The following is a 19,447-nucleotide window of genomic DNA, read 5'->3' as shown; positions in this document are numbered from 1 at the left end:
CTTCGCCACCTTATTTCGTGGATTCAGTGAATCCTTTCTTTTTTCGTTGTTCTAGGGCTTCGAGTGAGTCATTGGCCACTTGCTGCAGTTCTTCTTTTAGCTCGAAAGCAAGTTGGCACTGCCCATCTAAGCATTGGTGCTCAATTTTCCGTGCGAGATTCGACAGCGTTCTATTACCGAGCGCAAGCGAAGAACTGCCTAGTGTGTGCGCTTCAAACTCGAGCGTTTCCTTGTCTTTGTTGTCCATCGCAAGGTAGATTTTTTCGAGACGCTGGTGGGACTCTTCCAAATAGTGGTCGATCAGAAGAGGAATGACATCCGCACTGGTGTCTTCGATCATCTGCTGGAGTATTGCTTCGTCGACGAGTTCCAAATTAATAGTGTCCTTCTCGATAGGATGAGTATCTATGTTTGGCATTGATGTTTCATCCGTTAGTGTTACGTCCTGTTGCATATTTACTATAGACGTATCTTCGCTAGCTTGCGTAGCCTTTGTGATCGATTTATTGGTAAATAGGTCAATTTTTTCAACAAGTTGTGACAAGCGAAGGGGTTTGGAAATGTAATCGTCCATGCCGCATGCCAAAAATTTTTCTTTGTCGCCCGCGAGGGAGTGCGCTGTCAGGGCGATGATCGGTGTACTGGCACTGCGAGCATCTGGCATGGCTCGAATGGCTTGGCAAGCTTGTATACCATCCATTTCGGGCATGGAGATGTCCATGAAAATCAAATCATAGTTGTATTGTTTCACTTGATTGACGGCTTGGTGCCCATTTTCGGCAATGTCTATCTTTAGATTCAACCGTTTGAACATCTCTTTAATTACCAGTTGGTTGGCCTTGTTGTCTTCTGCAACCAAGATGGCTAGATCATCTCGTACCGCCGTTTTAGTGTTCTCGTTGCTTTCGCTGGTGCTGGACTCTTCATCGGCGAGCTCTAGCTGGATGGTGAAAGCGAAGGTACTGCCGACATCGGGTTCGCTCTGTACGTTGACGTCCCCATCCATCAGATTACAGAGTCTTTTACATATCGCTAAGCCAAGCCCTGACCCTTCTTTGCTTCGAGAGTAGCTCTGGTCAACCATGGTGAACTCGTCGAAGAGATAATCGATGGCATTTTTGCTGATGCCGATTCCGGTATCAGAAATTTCACACTTGATGGTGGCATGGGTGCCTTCGCTAACGGTGCTGCTTACATGGATGCGAATACTGCCTTCATGGGTAAATTTGACGGCGTTTCCAATTAGGTTAAGTAAGATCTGTTTTACTCGGTTTTTGTCTCCAAGCACCATCACGGGAACGGACGGTTCAATGTAGCAGTGCAGCACCAATCCTTGAGCTCGCGCTGTCGGGTAGAAACTGTCTGTAACACTGGTAATGCAGCGATGTAAGTCAAAAGGGCGGTTCTCGAGGATCAGCGTATTAGACTCCATGCGGGTGAAGTCGAGAATATCGTTAATGACAGAGAGCAAAAAGTGGCCAGACTCGGTGGCCGTGTTGACGAGTTTTTGCTGTTCTTTGGTCAGGTTTGTCTCTTCGAGGATATTGAGAATGCCAAGCACCCCGTTCATGGGCGTCCGAATTTCATGGGACATTGAAGCGAGAAAACGACTTTTTGAGCTGCTCGCTTGTTCCGCGTCAGCTCTGGCGGTGTTGAGGTCGATGTAGTCTTTCTCGAGTTTGGCGGACATGCTATCAAAAGCGCGTGCCACATCACCCAGTTCGTCAGGGCGTTGATCGTTTATTTGGAAACCCGGTCCACTTTGGCCAAGTGTGTGGGCAGCCGTTGCTAAGCGGGTCAAACTGCGCGTTAAGTAGGTACCTAAAACAAATGAAAAGAGCGCCACCAGCACCACTTCTATCGATGCAATGGCGATGATGGCTTGTTTGGCCTCACTCAACATGGCACTAATTGGCGCAGTCTCAAAGCCGATGTCGACCGTCGCGAATTCCGTTGCTCCAACACTGATCGGGACTCGAACATCAAAAATTCCGTCCGACACGCCACTCAAAGTGCTGTCTTCAATCATCTGGCGTGCCAGCAGATCTTTGTCGCCAGCGCACGCCATTTCTGCACCATTTCGCAGCACTCTGACATAAGCCACATCTTCAAGTTGAATAAATTCATCAATGAGATCATTAAGCGTCGCGAGGTCAGTGGACAATACTGCATTTTTCGCGGCATGGCTGAACATGGTCGCGGCTCCATTTGCGCGCTGTATCAACTGTTTTTCGTTTGATTGCGACAAGAAACTCATGGCGTAGAAGGTCAGGACCATAAGAAGTGCAATTTCAATCACTGCGATGCCGAGGATGGTTTTGGTGCGTATAGACATAACGACCACCTATTGAGATAACAGATTGATGTTTAAGCGTCGAACGTCATCCCAGTCTTGGTCTTGAGCTGGGACGAAGCCCTTAATATTGAGCGTAGAGAGTTGTTCAAGGGTTACTGGGTCATTCTCGAGCTTGTAGAGTGCTTGGCTCACTTCTTGGCGTGTTTTCTCTGCGACTCTAGGGTGTACAGCGATAGCATGAGGCGTGTAACCCTCGGTGACATAAATGGGTGTCAGTTGATCGCGTGTCTCTGCAGGCAAGGAGTTGAATGTGCGGAAAATACCGCCGCCGGCTGGGTAGAACCCTTTAGCGACCGACAGATAAACAGAATCATGCGAAGAGACGTACTCGGGCTCAAACGGAATATCAGATTGAACAAGAGCGCCACGGGTGAGGATGGAAGCCGCAAACGCTGCAGGAGAAGGAAACGCAAGAGTTGTGTTGGCCAGTTGTTCGATTGACGTGATCCCGCTGTCTTTTCTTACAACGATGATCCCTTTAATGAGTTTGTCTTTGGCTTTAGCGACGGCAAGATACCCGGTTTGCTCACTGTAGACACTGTAATGATAAGGATTCATGTAGGCAAAGTCGTAGTCGCCTTGCTCTAGTCGATGCTCGAAGGTTGGAATATCGGAGGCGGTACTAAAGACGATTTTGTCGCCTGTTTGTGCGCTGATGTGGTCTAAAATTGGCCCCCATTGCTGCGCCAATCGACTGGCCGATTGTTGTGGCACAATGCCAAAAATGTACACTTTGGCGTAGCTATGCACGCTTACTGAGCATGCCATTATGACTAGAATTATCCGTTTCATCGTCGCTCCTAAGCCGAGTGTGCGAGTAAATCGTTGGCCAAAATTCGATTGCATAACTTTTCTCTCCAGCGCTTGGGCAAAAATGTCAGGCGGTTAAGTTCTCTGACCATTTCTTGACCTAACGTCGCTTGATGTTGGAGATTAAGGACGGAACCAAGCAATTGAATCGATGAGTGAGAAAGCAGCTCCGTTGCTTTGGAGAGTTGCCCCGAGGTGGTTTTCCCTCCCATGACCACCAAGATGGTATGATCGCAGGCATTTGCCACGACTTGCGCTGGGATATTACTGCGATTGATCTGCAATAGCGGTGAGGTATCGCAGATGACCCGATCAAAATCATTGAGCCAACTTTCAACATTGACAGAGAGTTGAGCAGGGTCTCGATAGCTTAATAACTCCGCTTGCTGGCTAGGAACCGGAAGCCCTGTAAAGAGTTGGTGAGACTCTTTATGCTCAAGTAGTACGCCACATTGAGGTTGGAGTATGTTTGAAACCAACCCAGCAGATTCAAACGCCGGATGAAAGGTGTTCAAATCCACTATCAAGGTTTTTAACCCCGCGAGTAAGTAACGCTCTGCCAGTGCTGTTGCGACAGACGTGACACCGTCACCTGATTGGCAAGCCGTAATACAAAGAGAACGGCTTTGGCTCATTTCAGCCGCCAAGTAGATTTGTTCAATTTCGCTGTGCGTTGCAGGAATCATTACAATGCTCCTATCAGTACAATCGTGGTCGTCAGTCTTAGGATATCCTCAAGCCCAACACGTGCTTTTTCCAAGAAACTTTCGCCACGGTCAGGGACATAAATGGTGTCACCAGCGCGAAGTACCGGCAGTTGGTAGATATTGGCTGTTTTGCTGAACTCGATAAGATCAAAGGTACGAGCTTGACCTTGGCAGCAAGACATATTGACGATCGATATCTTCTCTAGGTATGCGCGCTCAGCAGGGCCTCCTGCCTCTGCTAACAAGTCTAAGATGGTCATATTGTCATCGAAGACGTAACGACCCGGTTTGTTGACGGCGCCAAGCACTCTTACGGTGGACTCTTTCGAGCGGTCGAGCCAGATCTTGTCTTTTTCAGGAATGTAGATGGTGTCGCCCATCGTTACGTTGGGTAGTAGGCTTTCGTCGCCAGTTTCAAAATAGAGCGATAGATTCAATCGGCTCACTTTCGAGTAACTCTTATCGCGATGAGTGATGCGAATGTTATGGATGTCAGCGTCTTTGGTTGGGCCATCAGCCGCAGACAAAATATCCAAAAAGTGCATGTCTTTAGTGAAGCGGTAGCGGCCTGGTGCGTTAACTTGACCAAACACGTAGATTGACGCATCTGAGCTTTGGCGCACCCACTGGGATTTGTTGTCCGACGGGTCTTGCGGAAGGTCGTGAATACGCACAATAGAGCCCGCTGAGATTTGAGGAAGTTCGGCAGGGCGAGCCCCGTTGAGGATAAACTCATCTAAGTTGAACACTTCCATGCGTCCGGCTTGTGTTACGACCTCGATTTTTGATGTATCAGCTCGCAGCGTTGGACCGCCAACGTGAGAGAGCAGGTCAATCAGGTTCATTTCATCAGACCATTCAATGCGTCCCGGACGAACCACTTCACCCATCACACTAACGGCGCGGTCTGGTGCGATTTTTAGCCATGACTTCTCGTTCATGTCCGTTTTCTCAGGAACAAAAATCGCATCACCCGCTTCAATTTTCGGCGGACTACGACGTGAGAGCCCTTCGGTAAAGGCCGTCAAATCAAACTTCACAACTTGGCCGTTAGCCTTGATCAAACGGATCTGGCGAGACTCTGCAAATCGAGTAGGGCCGCCAGCATTGGCCAAAATATCCATGAATGATGCATTGCGTTTGCCTTCATAAGCGCCAGGGCGGGCAACTTCACCCATGATGTAAATGACATTTGCCCCAGCTTTGATTTCGTCTTCTTGTTTCGGCACAAAGATGGTCGCACCGGGTTTCAAAGTCGGAAGTAATGACACGTCACCGCTGTCCAGGTAGGTTTTAAGGTTGAATAGCTGTGGCGCATTGTTGGTGATGACGCGAATTTGCTCGACAGAAGCGTAGCGGGTCACACCTCCGGCGCGCATAAGAATATCGACCAAGTCAGTATTGGCTTTATAACTGTACGAGCCTGGCGCATTCACTTCGCCAAATACTTTAATCGCTGTGCGTCCATCTGCGCTATCGCCTGCATCGGCCAGTTTACTCGAGTCAAATTCTTGCTCGATGTTGCCTACCAAAGGAGAGGTCGGGACGAAAATGGTATCAAGCGACTTAAGTTGAGGAAGGATGGTTTCATCACCCGAATCAAGAAAAGATTTGTAATTGAAGGTGATCTTTTCTTTGCCTCGCTTGATTAGCAGATTGTTTAACTGCGCGCCCGGGCGGATCCCGCCTGCGGCATGCAACGCCATTTGTACATCGGCGCTTTTCGTTAAGGTATATTCACCCGGAGAATTCACATAGCCTTGCACAGAAATGAGAATTTGCTGTTCAGCAACGAAAACAGAAGCTGAAGAAAGGTCACGATAGACTTTTTCCAACGCATCTAACACGGTTTGCTCGAGTTGTGCTTCGGTATATCCTGCGACAAACAAGGTGCCCACTTCAGGTAAGGTAATGCGCCCGCGTTTGTCGACTTGAAATCCTTTGTTGAGCGACGCTTCTCCTGGTAAATCAACTTGGATGAGGTCACCCACTTGAACGCGCACTGTTTCTTCTGCATGCGAGTTCGGTAACCCGATGACCACTAACAGCGCGATGAGAATAAGCTTAGTCCATGGCATGGTAACCTCCTTGAAGCGGCAGGTCTTTTTCTTGGGTATCAATAACTTCGATGCTTACTCTGCGGTTGGTCAGTTTAACGCCCTCTGAATTGCCTTCGTGCAACGGCAGCGTATCTCCAACAGAGTGAGTCGCGATTCGGGTTGGCGCTAGGCCAAATATAGAGAGGTAGCGCTTAACTTGTTGAGCTCTCTCCAACGCCAGCTTTTCGTTGTACGCCACGTCGCCTACAGAGTCAGCATGGCCGGTCACTTTTAAATTCAAGCTTGGGTGGTCTGCGAGCATATTCGCCGCTTTAGCCAAATGCCCCATGTATTTCGGGTTCACTTCAGAGGAGTTAAAGGCGAACTGATTGTCCACGTTGAGCAGATTAAACAGCTCATCAATCACCGCTAAACGTTGATGGAACGCACCTTCGTCCATCGGAGGGACACACTTGGTTTGTGATGTGACGTAATCAAGCTGCAGTTCGAGCTCGTTGAGGCGCTTTCTTTGAATCACAATATCGTTGGCAGCATCCAGAAGAAGCCCGCCCTCAAGCTCGCGAGCGATGCGGTTTTGCTTTTCGATTGCTTGCACGACCGCAGCAGGGAAGCACCAGCGAGCACCTTCTCGGATTAGAGAGTCAAGATGAAGTTTAGTGAGTTGCCAGTCAAAGCGTAGACCGTGTTCAGGGCCTAGCGGCTCGTCTGGCATCACAGGAGTGAACTTCGATTGAATGTAATTTTCTGCGAGACCGCCCTGGCTTTGTTGCGGGTAACTGGTACACCCGACAACGCTCGCAATAGATACAGCTAGGGCTATGTATTTGATGTAAGAAACCATGCCAACTTCCTTTGTTTTATTATTTTAGTGTTTGCTTGAGTTCACCGGAATCGCTTGATCGATTCTCAGTAAGTTCATAATTTCAAGTGGTTGACCGGAAACGTTCTCTAAACGCATACCACGCTGACGTTCGATCAATCGTTTGTATAAGTAAACAATGGCACCGACTCCCGAAGAGTCCAGAAATTGCACTTGGCTAAAGTCGATTTCGATCTCGCGATCACTTTTGTCTGCAATGATTTCATCGATATGGGGCTGGGCACTGCGACTACCGGCAGCATCTAAATTACCGTTGATGACAAGAGTAAGAACAGTGTCGCTTGCTTCAATTTTACGTAGTTCCATGATGCTATCTCCTTGTTGGGTTGATATCTAAAGAGCAGAATACGTGCCAAAAATTAAAGCTTTAATATTCAATGGCTTAATATTATTTACTTGTGGCTTCTCAAATTGAGAACGGCGTTTTTCTCAATTTGATAGCCAGTTTTTGTGAATAGGAAAATGTGTAATTGATAGAGAACGTTTTATTTAACTAACTAGATCTAGCTCGTAATGATGAAAGGGACAGATTGAAGCGTAGTAAACAGGCAACGCAAAATGGCCCGGTCACAATCAACGAGCGTTACTCATGAACTATCAACTCACGAGCCTTGCTGCTTCAGTCCTTATCGCCTTGTCTATGTCAGCGAATGCTGCGAATGTCGATGACTTTCTTGTCGCGGTGCCGTTAGCACACAGTTACGATCAAAAAATCGAGGTGTCAGAATATTGGAAAAGCGAGAAGCTTGATGGCATAAGAGCGATTTGGACGGGTAAGCGCCTCGTTACACGCAACGGGAACCCAATACATGCGCCCGACTGGTTTGTAGAACCGCTTCCTCCATATCCTCTTGAGGGAGAACTCTGGGCAGGAAGAGGTAACTTTCATCTGGTTCAACAAACCGTGTTAGACACCAAACCAACGGACGCAGCGTGGCGTAAAATCGATTACATGTTGTTTGATATGCCGGAGGCCGCCGGAGATTACCAGAAGCGATACTACAACGTGCTCTACTTTACCCGAGCCAGCAAGCGAGACCACATTAAGTATATTGAGCACACTCCGATCAAAAGTGAAACCGAGTTGTTCGGCTATTTAGATAGCATAGATAGTGCAAAGGGAGAGGGGGTGATGCTGCGGAAAATCACCAGTCGCTATCAAGCTGGCCGAAGCAACGATCTTTTGAAGTTAAAGAAGCACCAAGATGCAGAAGCTCGAGTGGTTGGATACAAAGTTGGCCGAGGCAAGTACCATGGGCTGATGGGCGCTTTGCTCGTTCAACTGGACTCGGGGATCAAATTCTACATTGGCAGCGGGTTTAGTGACATTCAACGAAAAGATCCCCCTGAGTTGGGGTCGGTGATTACCTTTCGCTACAACGGCTATACGCAAAATGGTGTCCCCAAGTTTGCTCGGTTTGTGCGAGAGCGTGTCGAATAACCTCTAGTTGCGCGTTGGTGATGCGCCGCAGCGTTTAAACAGCGTTTTCCAGTAATTGACGTGATCGGCGATGGCCTGTCTAAACTCTGTATGCAGTGTATCAATGGGGTAGATGTAATCAGCGTTGGCATTGCGAACAAAATCGAGTTGCGGTGAAACTTGGAGGTATAGACGGTCGAGTTTGGCGAAGTAGGGCTGCAACTGTTCAACGTAGTAAAGCTGAAAGACATTTCGCAGTGTTTTGAACTTTGTGTCATTTCTTCCGACGCCACACACTATGGCAGCGTCATACTGTTCGAGTTGTTGCGTAATCGCCGCTAGCTTGGACGAGGCATTTTGCATCGAATAACTCAAAGAGCCGACCAGCGGTTGTTTTTCTATCACTTCTTGATAGTCAGTTAGTACAGTGTCGCTGCTTTCAACTTGGGAACGAGAGATCGCTTGGTGTGTTTTTGATACCGCTTGTAGTCCTTGTTTTAACTCAGCAGAAAGAGACGACATGTCTGTCGCTACCCAGTTGCTGCCATTTAGTTGCACGCGCATTTCTTGGCTGACAAAAACAAGATTATTGAAATGAGCTGGCAGTTGACGCTGTTTTGCATCAAGAACCACTTTTAGCTCTGCTTTCATTTCTTCAGAAATCTCAGACGAAGCCAGACAGCGCGAGAGGCCAGCGACGAGCTGAGTTTGGTAGTCGAGATTACGAAAAGCGTCTTGTACTTTCCCCAATATGGAGTTTTTCTCCGCGATCAAGTTGAAGAGATCGCATTTCCTCAACTCATAGCTGTCTAAAAATCCGAATGGAATGTCTGGGGCCTCGAGCATCAATTGTCGCTTCTCAGGTAAGGCAACGAGAGCATTGTCAGGCAGTGTGATGTCAGGCGATTGCTGCACGTTTGAGATACGACTGGTATAGGTTGAGAAACTCGCGTCAACAGGGTGTTGATTCCACCAACATCCAGAAATAAAGACGGTGCCTAAAACAGTCACAACCCAACGCATAAAAAACCTCGATACAATTTACCTTATCGAAATCATACGCGTACAGATAAAAAAAAGGCCAGTTTAAACTGACCTTTAAAAGCAAATTAGGGTTTATTTAGCGGACAACTCTAATTGAATCGCCTCAGGCTGTTTATGCATCCAGTGGAGTCGGACTCCGAGCATAATTGCCGCAGAAGACAGACCAATAATAAAACCATACCAGAAACCATGCGCGCCCATTGGCTCAACAATCCAGTCTGTCATGCCCAAGATATAACCCGCAGGTAATCCCAGAATCCAATAGGCGATAAAGGTACGATTGAAAATCGCCGCCATATCTTTGTAGCCACGCAATGCGCCGGCGGCAACGACTTGTATGGCATCGGTGACTTGATAAACCGCCGCCAACAATAAAAGTTGTAGCGCGATTTCGATAACGGCTCGGTTGTCTGTGTATAGCAACGCAACTTGTTCACGAAATAGAACCGTCAATGCAGCGGTAATGAGCGACAGTGCAACTGCCACAATCAGACCCACACGAGAGGCGACTTTTGCGCCGTCGACATTGTTCTCACCCAGTCTATGACCTACGCGGATACTGGTTGCAGCGCCAATACTCATTGGCAACATAAATACCAGTGATGAGAAGTTAATAGCAACTTGGTGCGCGGCGACAACTAAAGGCCCGAGGGGCGCGACGAGAAGAGCAACAACCGCAAAGAGTGTCACTTCAAAAAACATCGCAGCGGCAACAGGGAAGCCAAGTTTGAGCAAGCGAATCAGGGGGTTGAGCTCTGGGCGATGAAACTGACCAAACACGCTCACGTGTGCGACTCGGTTTGATGTCAGTACATAAAACAGCAGCATTGCAAACATGATCCAGTAAACAATCGCTGTCGCCACACCACAGCCCACACCGCCAAGTGCTGGAGCGCCAAATTTTCCGTAAACAAAAATCCAGTTCAATGGAATATTAAGCATCAGACCAATAAAGCCAATCACCATCGCAGGTTGAGTCAGAGACATACCATCAGTAAAACTGCGCAGTGCTTGGAAAAGCAAGAATGCCGGAACAGCAAACATCACCGCAGACATATAGCCATTGGTTTTTTCTGCCATCAGCGTTTCGACATCCATTAAGCCTAAAATCGTTTTGGTTTGAAATAAAACGGCGATGATCGGCACTGAGATGATTAGCGCCATGGCCAGACCCTGTTGGATCTCATAGGGAATTTTTACTTGTCGGCCAGAACCATTGAGCTGAGCGACAACGGGCACTAACGCCATGAGCAATCCGACCCCAAATAGTATCGATGGCAGCCAAATGCTGGCTGCAATGGATACCGCCGCCATGTCTGTAGCACTTACGCCACCCGCCATCACGGTGTCAACAAAACCCATACCAGTTTGTGCCACGGAAGCAATTAATACGGGGGTCGCCAACTTAACTAGGGTGTTGGCTTCTGTTTTATAACGATGCACGTAGAACTCCAAAGGAAGCAATCTTTTCAACACAATGCGGAGTGAATGCGATTGAAAAGAGAAAAGGAAATTTAGCTTTGCGCTATTGTGCCGAATGATAAAGAAATGTCACACTAAGCACCATCAAAAACTGAAGGATCTGTATATGTTTATGGGAATTGTGCAAGGCATGGCGGAAGTGGTTGCCATAGAAAAGAAAGAAGCGTTCCAAACCCACAAACTTCGATTGACTGGGGAAATGAATCAGGGCTTGTCCATTGGTGCTTCAGTTGCGCACAATGGTTGCTGCCTTACCGTTACCGAAATCGAAGGCGAGATTGTTTCGTTCGATTTAATGCAAGCGACGTTGAAGCTGACAAACTTAGGTGAGCTTCAAGTGGGAGACTGCGTAAACATTGAACGAGCCGCTAAGTTTGGTGATGAGATTGGTGGCCACAGTATGTCTGGTCACATCACGCTGGTAGGGGAAATCGTCGATATCATCGATACTCCCAACAACCGAACAATTTGGTTTGAATTACCTCAAGCGTCAATGAAATACGTTTTGGCGAAAGGGTACATTGGTTTGGATGGTTGCTCTCTCACTATTGGGGAAGTCGAACATAACCGCTTTTCTGTCCACTTAATTCCTGAGACGCTGCAACGCACACGGTTTGGACAGCGTAAAGTGGGAGAAAAAATCAACGTTGAATTTGACCCACAAACACAAGCTATCGTTGATACGGTTGAACGGGTGTTAGCGAGTAAATAGCTGGGATAAAGAGCGTTAGATTCCGGCGTTACTAGCCGGAATTATCACCCATCAACATCCGTGTTGATGAAGGTAGAACGTTAAAAAATTTGCTCATCGTCAGCATCAACAAACAACTCAATGGAGTCCATTTGCTCATTGACCATCATATTGAGATGGATAGCATGGCAACATGCTGGGCAGTCATCGTAAAAGTTTTGACTGCCGTTAGACGCATCCAATGTGATTGAAATGGAATGTCCGCAATGGGGACAAGAAACGACTTTCTCGGTGTAATTTCGCATAACTCTCTTCCTTACTTCTCGATGAGATAAATGGCTTTCAAGGTGAAACGTCCATGTGACACTTCAATCTTAAGTCGAGAAGTTAGTATTAGATGTGAATTAAGTACAAACTTTGATTTGGCTAATAAATTTCAAAACTGGGTATAACCAGCGTCTATTATTGCCTCTTTTCTGTTTGACAAAACTTACCATCAACACTTGTAACCAATTGTTAAATATAGGTTTTGCTAAAATTACTAGTAAGATAATATCCGATTAATCAACTTCTGTGATTGTTCTAAATAGTGTCCGCCAAATTGATTGTAGTGATTCAATAGGTGATACAAGCTGTAAATATCTTTTCGTTCAGAGTATTTAAAATCAAGAGGTAAGATACTCTCGTAGCCTTGATAGAATTCTGGCTGGAACCCCTCGAACAACTCGGTCATTGCAATATCGCACTCTCTGTCGCCCCAGTAGCAGGCTGGGTCGTAGCAAATCGGGCCAAAAACGGAATTGGCGACGTTACCATGCCACAAGTCACCATGTAGGAGTGACGGGGTGGGTTGATGAGTGGCTAATTGATCGTGTACGACTTCAATAAACTCGTTGATATCGACTAGATTCACGCCCTTTTCTCTGACCAACTGCAGTTGCCAACCGATACGTTGCTCAGCAAAAAAACGCGCCCATTTGCGGTCCCATTTATTGGGTTGTAGCGTTGCGCCAATGTAATTATCGTGATCAAATCCGTACTCTTTTTGCTCTCCCCATTTGTGGAGACGTGCAAGTTGCTGACCGAACAAAAAGCTGTTCTTGTCATCATCTAACTGCTTAGTCGGGAGGTAGTTGAGAACGATAAAAGCGTTTTGCTTTGATTTGCCCGTTAGAATGACTTCCGGCACAAAAACGGTGTTGCTCTCACGCATGATGCGGATATTCTCCGCTTCGATTTCAAACTTGGATAAGAATTGACGTGTATTTACTTTGACGAAATAACGTTGCTCTCCGTCCGAGACCATGTAGCACTCGTTAATATCACCTCCCGAGACACGGACCTTTTCTTCAATATTAAATGAAAACATCAGAGTTTCAGACAGCTGCTGAGCGATGGCTTGCCACATACTTGTTCTCCATTGAATACGCAACATACTCATTGTAGAAGATGGTTCCGAAGTAAACTGGACAGGAGTGCAAAAAATTCAATCATTTAGCAAATTTTCATGCTTGATTAGGCAAACTGTGACCTGAATCGCTTCTATCTGCTATGGATTAGAACAGTATTTCGAACTAAGCAAAATTGGTCTATTTAGTCTTATCGTGTTCAAAAGCAAAGAATTAGTGCAGATATTGGGTTTAAATACACAATATTAACGATTGTTGGGGAAATTATCGGCAACCGAATCCCCATGAGTTGTGTAAACTTATTGATATGGCATAGTATTAAAAGGTATTGTGTCGTCATAGTGATAAATGGAGATGTGCTGTGGTTGTTGAAACCGATGGTTACTTGGCTTTGATCGAGCACTTAGCGTTTAATTTAGACGTGTTTGCATCTGATGATGGGGATACGGGTTCAGAAAGCGTAGAAGATGTGGTAACCGACATGGTTGCTAGTAACATCATGGCTATTTTTGAACAAAACCCTGAGCTGCACTCAAGTGTTCGTTTCCAACTGTTGAAAGAAGCTGACTCTGTTGTCGAAGATTTGGGTGAAGTATTGGCTGGTGTCTGGGCCAAGCCCGCGACTAATGGTCAGATCGAGTTTTTAGACGAATACATCGCCCTCGTAAAGAACTTGTTTGATTCTGCTGTCGCGAAATACGATTAAACCAAGTCAATTCATTTCAGGCGAGGAAATCACTCGTCTGAAATGCCAAAATTTTGAAGCCCAATATGGGTTATCTAGCCTCGAAATAATCACCCCTTTTGATGTCGAGGCGTGCATAAACTGCTTATTTCCCACATAAATACCCACATGCCTGACGTTGGGCGACGTTTTAAAAAACGCTAAATCTCCGATTTGTGCTTGGTTGTATGCGAGCTTAGCGCCGATCTTTACTTGTTGCTTTGTTGTTCTTGGTAGCGATAGATTGAGCGCATCATGAAACGCAACTTGCACAAAAGCAGAGCAGTCAACACCATTTAATGAGCTGCCGCCCAGTCGGTAGGGAGCTCCTTGCCAAACCTGATACACGTCCAAAAACGCTTCCTTCATCTCCCTATGGAAAGGGCTACTACTTTGGTTTGCTACCAGTTCGTCAATACTTCCATGCTCTGGTGATGACGTGCATCCAAAGAGAGAAGTAAGGGCTATCAGTGTTAAGCAACTCGAAACTTTTTTCATGCAACATTAATGACTTATTAGTGAAATCTTTCTGTAATGAGCGCTAAATAGTATTTCGCCATATAAACTTACGTATTACTTTAGGTTAGGCTTACATGGCTCAGACATCTGGCAAGCGATCCTTGTCACTTATTCAGTCACTTAGCGCAATTTTTATTACCATCACTCTACTCGTCGTGACCCTCTCTGTCACTACCGTCAAGGGGATAAACCGAGTCAGCGACCAGTTTACTGTTCTTTCGGATAACGCATTACCGCTCTCTATGACGAACGCCAAGCTTACGCAGTCTATCCTAGAGCAAGTCAAACAACTGAGCTACAGTCGGCAAGTCGAGACGCTTGGTGATCTTAGTGACATTGAGTCAACCATCACTAATTTGGGGCAGGAAAGCCAGGGGTATGTCCAAGATGTTGTCGCCACCTCAAGAGACTTTTCTCAGTCAATAGAAACGGAACAACTTGAGCAGCTTGAAGTAAACCTTGATTTGCTGCGGAGCAACACGAATAGCATTCTAGATACCCAGCGTAGGCTGCTGCAGATGCAAGAGAAGATCGATTCACAGGTATCAGGGTTTCGTTACGGACTTAGCTCAATTGGTCCAGAGATGAATCGCATTAGCTCTTTTTTAACGGGAGACAACCCAGAATCAGCCGATGCAGCGAACCGCTTTATCGCCAGTGCCAGCTCTATGGAAAGCACGTTTTTGGTATTGATGATGCAAACGGATTTAGCTAAGGCATTGCCAGAATATAAAGAAATGCGTAATCGCATCGCAGGCATCCAGTTGGCGTTCGACGACTTTGCGCAGTGGCATCCAGAAGCGGAAGAGTTCGCGAGTTTAACCGCCCCTTATGAGATGGTGAATTCGGGCTTCAAAGATGATGGTGTACTGCAGCAAATCTTAGCAAAACTCGAGCTGATGCAGACACAAAGAGCGCTCAATAGTGACGTTGTGACATCGGCGAACGAAACAATTTTGTTGCTCAACGCGATATCCAATCAAGCGGAGCAGCTAGTCCACAAAAGCCAGCAAGACGTTTCTACTACAATTGATTACATCGCGTTCATCGTGTTGATGAGCGGCGTCGGGCTGGTAGTGTTAATCGTTGTTTCTTGGCTGGTGCTAAGAGGCTGGGTTAACCTTGGATTACGCAATATTCTTATAAGCCTATCGCGCCTAACTCAACATGATCTTACCCAACAAGCAAAACGGGTCGGTCCCTTTGAAATGCAAGAAATCGCGCTTCAGCTTAACGACGTTGTGGAGTCAACCAGATCATCCATCTCTAGCGTGACAAGAAATTGTGAAACCTTATACCAAACGGCCGAAATCAGTCACGACGCCGCAGAGTCATCCAATCAAAGCTTAACCATCCAGAACCAATCTTTGGCTAGTATGGTAGAAACACTCTTAGAGCTTGAACAGTCGATATCTGAAATCACAACAGTAACCAATGAGTCTTATTCGGAGTCAAAGGTTGCGGCTCAGCATTCTAGCCACGGTGTTCAGGCCATTGAACAGAATCAGCAACGACTTAAATCGCTTGAAGCATCATTGAACCTAAATGATGCCTCTATGGAGGAGCTTGATAGCCGCGTTAAGCAGATTCGAGAGATGGTCGATATGATTTCAGGGATAGCAGAAAATACCAACTTGTTGGCGTTGAATGCGGCGATTGAAGCAGCAAGAGCAGGTGAGCAAGGGCGAGGGTTTGCTGTGGTTGCCGACGAAGTCAGAAAGCTCGCTAGCGATACCTCGCAGCAAACGTCGAACATTCGTGAGCGAATGAATGAATTGGTCGCAGCGGCAGAACACTCACGAACGGCAGTGAATCATTCTCGCCAAGAGATGTCGCACGCCCTAGAGTCGAGTGACTTAGTTAAAGTCGCCTTTGAAGATATTGAGACCGCGGTGAACCAAATTCGTTCTAGAGTAGAGAAAGTGACCATCGCCACCGAAGAGCAAAAAAGAGCGACCGCTGAAGTTAGCGAAGCGGTGGCCCTTGTTTCGGACCAAGGCGTGAAGACCAAACTTCAATTGGAATCCATGGTTGAGAGCGCTCAGCAAGTCTCCAACATTGCTGGTCAGCAGCAAACGCAGTTGCACAAATACCGACTCAATTAGGCTAGATTAATGATGGCGAAAAGGCTGGGTGAGCATCTTGTCCAGCCGCTGCTCTTCACGGCGTTGAAATTGCGGAATACCAATTTTAACCTTGTCATGACCGAGTTCAGGCTGGGCGCGATAGGTGCCAAACCATTGATCCCAAACAGACAAGAAAAAGCCGAAATTAGAGTGCGTCTCTTTGACAATGACTGAATGGTGCACTCGATGCATATCTGGCGTCACAATCACACGGCGCAACCATCGGTCGACATTGAGGGGTAACTTTGCATTACTGTGATTAAACATCGCACTGGCATTAAGCACGATTTCAAACACCACAATCGCGATTGGCGAAACGCCCAGAATGAAGATAAACGCGACTTTAATCCACATCGACATCAAAATTTCGATAGGGTGGAACCGAGTGCCAGTGGTGACATCAATATCTTGATCGGCGTGGTGCATTCTGTGTAAGCGCCATAGCCAAGGAACGCGGTGAAACACCAAGTGCTGAAGGTATATCACCAGATCGAGCAGGATTACACTCACTAAAAGTTCGACGACCCAAGGCAATTCCAGAGTATTAAACAAACCGTAGTGGTACTGCGCTGCTCGCGTTGCGGCTTCAAAGGCCAAAATAGGCATAAATAAGCTGAGACAAATCGAGTTAAATGCGATTAGCCCAAGATTGTTCGCCCAACGGTAGAGTTTGTTCTGAGTTAGTACCTTTCTTGGCGTCAACCACTCCCATAAGGCGCAGGCCACTAGTACGGAGAGAAAAACAGTCAAACGAATCATTTCCGGGTTTTGCATAGGATGAGTTCCATACTTTATCTTGCAACTTGAAGCCTGAGGGGTACACTTTGCACCCTTTGCCATTATTACCAAAAACCTATGAGAGTCCACGCTTTTCACCATCTATATCAACGCAGATTGGCGCAATCGACCAAGCCGTTCAATGCTCGTGGCTGCAAGGTTAAGCGCTGCCAATATTGTCAGGTGTCAGAGCAATATTGTATTTGCGAACATCAACCCAAGATAAAGTCCGATGTGGCAGTGATGCTGTTGCTGTCTGAAAACGAAGTTTTTAAACCAAGCAATACAGGGCGACTGATCTTAGATACGGTGGAAGAGGGCCATGCGTATCAATGGAGTCGAACAGAACCAGATGCAGAGATGTTGGCGCTGCTGGCAAACGAAGCGTATCAGCCATTCATCATTTTCCCAGACGAGTATGTTGAGGAGCGCTCTCGGTTAATTGAGATTAACCCCCGAGAGTACTGTGGTGAGAAAAAACCGCTATTGATCTTTCTAGATGGCAGTTGGCGTGAAGCGCGGCGTATTTTCCGTAAATCGCCTTATCTCAACTCATTGCCCGTTTTGTCGATTCAGCCAGAGTCATTGTCGCAGTATTTGATGCGTCGCTCAGACAACGAACAACATTTGGCTACAGCAGAAGTTGCAACCATCGTTCTCAAGCAGCTAGGCGAAGTGCATGCATCTAAAGTTCTAGCAGAGTGGTTTGATGCCTTTAGAGAAAGCTACCTGTTAAGTAAGACTCGAATGAAGACCGATGAACGCCGTCTTGCGTTGAAACATTACATGCAGGAGCGGGAAAACGAGAAACCTGTCTAAAAGTTGAGGCCTAGTTGGCGATAGTCTGCGCATTTAATACGAGCTGGCAATTAAATCGGTCATAGGTCACGGATTGTAGGCTTAGCTATATGGATAATAAATCAGTTTTTGATTTTATATTTTGGTATTTATGGGAGAGAGCCAATGTATTACGGCTTTGACGTTGGTGGCACTAAAATTGAATTTGGTGCATTTAATGACAAACTAGAGCGTGTAGCGACAGAGCGTGTACCAACGCCGACGGATGATTATGCACTACTGATCGACACCATTGCAGGTTTGGTTGAAAAGTATGACCAAGAATTTGGCTGCGAAGGTAAAATTGGCTTGGGTTTACCGGGTATGGAAGATGCGGACGACGCAACTGTACTTACCGTCAACGTGCCAGCAGCGAAAGGCAAGCCACTGCGCGCTGATCTTGAAGCGAAAATCGGTCGCACCGTTAAAATTGAAAACGACGCAAACTGTTTTGCGTTATCCGAAGCTTGGGATGAAGAGCTTCAAGACGCACCATCCGTTATGGGTCTTATCTTAGGCACTGGTTTTGGTGGTGGTTTGATCTATGAAGGTAAGGTGTTCTCAGGTCGCAATAACGTAGCCGGCGAACTGGGTCATATGCGCTTACCTATTGATGCATGGTTCCATTTGGGCGACAACGCACCGCTGCTTGGTTGTGGTTGTGGCAAAAAAGGCTGTCTGGACAGTTATCTTTCTGGACGCGGCTTTGAGTTGATCTACGAGCACTACTTTGGTGAGAAGAAGAAGGCTGTTGAGATCATTAAAGCGCATGCGGAAGGCGAAGAAAAAGCCGTAGAGCACGTAGAACGCTTCATGGAGCTATTGGCTATCTGTTTTGCAAATATCTTCACAGGGAATGATCCTCATGTTGTTGCTTTGGGTGGTGGGCTATCCAACTTCGAACTGATTTACGAAGAAATGCCTAAGCGTATTCCTAAATATCTACTCTCTGTCGCTAAGTGCCCTAAGATCGTTAAAGCGAAGCACGGCGATTCAGGCGGTGTACGCGGCGCGGCGTTCCTAAACATCAAATAGTCTTGATTTAAATGACTAAATTTGAGAGCTTGCTTTGGCAAGCTCTTTTTTATTGCAGTAAGGAAACCGCAATGACGCTAGAACCGTTTTCACCCTCCCACGCCCAATATCTTATTGATTGGATTGATTCTGCCAAACTCAACTATTTGTGGGGTGGCCCCGCTTTTGAATACCCCCTCTCTCGAGAAGCGATCCTGACTCATATCGCCAAACCTGAAGTGAGTGCGTTTCTGCTTAGTGATCAGGCTGCGCCTGCGGGCTACATTGAGCTCGTTGAACAAAGCACAGTTTGCGCCCGCGTATGTCGAGTGTTTGTGGCTGAGCCCTATCGGGGAAAAGGAACTGCGCAGCAAATGATGCAGGCTTTGTTCGAAATAGCCAAAGGGCGAAGTTACCTCCAATTAGATTTGTGCGTGTTTGTTAGCAACACAAAAGCGATCAATTGCTATCAGACGCTAGGGTTTAGTGAAGTAAAACGGGAACAGGGAGTCCGTGAGTTTGAAGGGGAGTCTTGGGAACTGATCTATATGAGCAAACCTCTTTAACTCCAACGAAACAGTAGAAGGACCA

Annotated in this window: 19 protein-coding genes; 7 read left to right on the top strand and 12 right to left on the bottom strand. The window is 46.7% G+C overall.

Annotated elements, in window-relative coordinates:
* Positions 1 to 10: 10 nt before the first annotated feature.
* From ACUALS_RS07465 to ACUALS_RS07440, 6 genes are read right to left on the bottom strand one after another with little or no spacing between them, the layout of a single operon-like run.
* A complete protein-coding gene (locus ACUALS_RS07465; RefSeq protein ID WP_454448056.1) occupies positions 11 to 2,335 on the bottom strand; it encodes a response regulator in 2,325 nt (774 codons plus the stop codon).
* Between the two features lie 9 nt (positions 2,336 to 2,344).
* On the bottom strand, positions 2,345 to 3,148 hold the full coding sequence (locus ACUALS_RS07460; protein WP_454448055.1) for a phosphate/phosphite/phosphonate ABC transporter substrate-binding protein: 804 nt from the start codon (positions 3,146 to 3,148) through the stop codon (positions 2,345 to 2,347).
* A gap of 8 nt (positions 3,149 to 3,156) precedes the next feature.
* Complete coding sequence (locus tag ACUALS_RS07455; RefSeq protein ID WP_454448054.1) at positions 3,157 to 3,852, bottom strand: chromosome partitioning protein ParA; 696 nt, start codon at positions 3,850 to 3,852, stop codon at positions 3,157 to 3,159.
* Positions 3,852 to 5,951 carry an SLBB domain-containing protein gene (locus tag ACUALS_RS07450; RefSeq protein ID WP_454448053.1) on the bottom strand — a complete coding sequence of 700 codons (2,100 nt, stop codon included), beginning with the start codon at positions 5,949 to 5,951 and terminating at the stop codon, positions 3,852 to 3,854. The genes ACUALS_RS07455 and ACUALS_RS07450 overlap by 1 nt, the downstream gene beginning before the upstream one ends.
* A complete protein-coding gene (locus tag ACUALS_RS07445; protein WP_039486061.1) occupies positions 5,938 to 6,774 on the bottom strand; it encodes an OmpA family protein in 837 nt (278 codons plus the stop codon). The genes ACUALS_RS07450 and ACUALS_RS07445 overlap by 14 nt, the downstream gene beginning before the upstream one ends.
* Positions 6,775 to 6,798: 24 nt before the next feature.
* Positions 6,799 to 7,119, bottom strand: coding sequence for an STAS domain-containing protein (locus ACUALS_RS07440; protein ID WP_005473746.1), 321 nt, complete (start codon positions 7,117 to 7,119; stop codon positions 6,799 to 6,801).
* A gap of 283 nt (positions 7,120 to 7,402) precedes the next feature.
* On the opposite strand from ACUALS_RS07440, the gene ACUALS_RS07435 reads away from it, so the two are divergent.
* Positions 7,403 to 8,254, top strand: coding sequence for a DNA ligase (locus tag ACUALS_RS07435; protein ID WP_454448052.1), 852 nt, complete (start codon positions 7,403 to 7,405; stop codon positions 8,252 to 8,254).
* Positions 8,255 to 8,257: 3 nt separating this feature from the next.
* Here the strand turns inward: ACUALS_RS07435 and ACUALS_RS07430 are convergent, their stop codons facing one another.
* Both ACUALS_RS07430 and ACUALS_RS07425 read right to left on the bottom strand, forming a co-directional pair.
* Positions 8,258 to 9,256 (bottom strand): DUF3080 family protein, encoded by a 999-nt coding sequence (locus ACUALS_RS07430; RefSeq protein WP_454448051.1) that lies wholly within the window; start codon positions 9,254 to 9,256, stop codon positions 8,258 to 8,260.
* A 93-nt stretch (positions 9,257 to 9,349) separates the two neighbouring features.
* Positions 9,350 to 10,720, bottom strand: coding sequence for an MATE family efflux transporter (locus ACUALS_RS07425; protein WP_454448050.1), 1,371 nt, complete (start codon positions 10,718 to 10,720; stop codon positions 9,350 to 9,352).
* A gap of 145 nt (positions 10,721 to 10,865) precedes the next feature.
* Here ACUALS_RS07425 and ACUALS_RS07420 point away from each other — a divergent pair, with 145 nt between their 5' ends.
* On the top strand, positions 10,866 to 11,471 hold the full coding sequence (locus ACUALS_RS07420; RefSeq protein ID WP_454448049.1) for a riboflavin synthase subunit alpha: 606 nt from the start codon (positions 10,866 to 10,868) through the stop codon (positions 11,469 to 11,471).
* A gap of 80 nt (positions 11,472 to 11,551) precedes the next feature.
* Here ACUALS_RS07420 and ACUALS_RS07415 read toward each other — a convergent pair whose 3' ends face one another.
* Positions 11,552 to 11,755, bottom strand: coding sequence for a CPXCG motif-containing cysteine-rich protein (locus tag ACUALS_RS07415; protein WP_038134565.1), 204 nt, complete (start codon positions 11,753 to 11,755; stop codon positions 11,552 to 11,554).
* A 236-nt stretch (positions 11,756 to 11,991) separates the two neighbouring features.
* Complete coding sequence (locus ACUALS_RS07410; protein ID WP_038134567.1) at positions 11,992 to 12,858, bottom strand: fructosamine kinase family protein; 867 nt, start codon at positions 12,856 to 12,858, stop codon at positions 11,992 to 11,994.
* Positions 12,859 to 13,220: 362 nt separating this feature from the next.
* On the opposite strand from ACUALS_RS07410, the gene ACUALS_RS07405 reads away from it, so the two are divergent.
* Complete coding sequence (locus tag ACUALS_RS07405; protein WP_038134570.1) at positions 13,221 to 13,565, top strand: DUF3802 family protein; 345 nt, start codon at positions 13,221 to 13,223, stop codon at positions 13,563 to 13,565.
* Between the two features lie 6 nt (positions 13,566 to 13,571).
* Here the strand turns inward: ACUALS_RS07405 and ACUALS_RS07400 are convergent, their stop codons facing one another.
* Positions 13,572 to 14,081, bottom strand: a complete 510-nt coding sequence (locus tag ACUALS_RS07400; protein WP_454448048.1) for an NlpC/P60 family protein — start codon at positions 14,079 to 14,081, stop codon at positions 13,572 to 13,574.
* Positions 14,082 to 14,176: 95 nt separating this feature from the next.
* Between ACUALS_RS07400 and ACUALS_RS07395 the strand changes: the two genes are divergently transcribed.
* Positions 14,177 to 16,207: a methyl-accepting chemotaxis protein gene (locus ACUALS_RS07395; protein WP_454448047.1), complete on the top strand. Its 2,031-nt coding sequence runs from the start codon at positions 14,177 to 14,179 to the stop codon at positions 16,205 to 16,207.
* A gap of 6 nt (positions 16,208 to 16,213) precedes the next feature.
* On the opposite strand, the gene ACUALS_RS07390 is transcribed toward ACUALS_RS07395, so the two are convergent.
* Positions 16,214 to 17,002, bottom strand: coding sequence for a sterol desaturase family protein (locus ACUALS_RS07390; protein ID WP_454448046.1), 789 nt, complete (start codon positions 17,000 to 17,002; stop codon positions 16,214 to 16,216).
* A gap of 81 nt (positions 17,003 to 17,083) precedes the next feature.
* Here ACUALS_RS07390 and ACUALS_RS07385 point away from each other — a divergent pair, with 81 nt between their 5' ends.
* The 3 genes from ACUALS_RS07385 (at position 17,084) to ACUALS_RS07375 (ending at position 19,422) form a co-directional block, all read left to right on the top strand.
* The gene (locus ACUALS_RS07385; protein ID WP_454448045.1) at positions 17,084 to 17,824 is read left to right on the top strand and encodes a tRNA-uridine aminocarboxypropyltransferase; all 741 of its coding nucleotides are present in this window, start codon (positions 17,084 to 17,086) and stop codon (positions 17,822 to 17,824) included.
* 144 nt (positions 17,825 to 17,968) lie between these two features.
* Positions 17,969 to 18,877, top strand: coding sequence for an N-acetylglucosamine kinase (gene nagK / locus ACUALS_RS07380; protein WP_005475795.1), 909 nt, complete (start codon positions 17,969 to 17,971; stop codon positions 18,875 to 18,877).
* A 71-nt stretch (positions 18,878 to 18,948) separates the two neighbouring features.
* On the top strand, positions 18,949 to 19,422 hold the full coding sequence (locus tag ACUALS_RS07375; RefSeq protein WP_454448044.1) for an N-acetyltransferase family protein: 474 nt from the start codon (positions 18,949 to 18,951) through the stop codon (positions 19,420 to 19,422).
* The last annotated feature ends 25 nt before the right edge of the window (positions 19,423 to 19,447 follow it).

It is taken from the genome of Vibrio sp. NH-7 (assembly GCF_053643215.1).
Note: the sequence above shows the minus strand (reverse complement) of the source record. Positions and strands in the feature narration are given on the sequence as shown.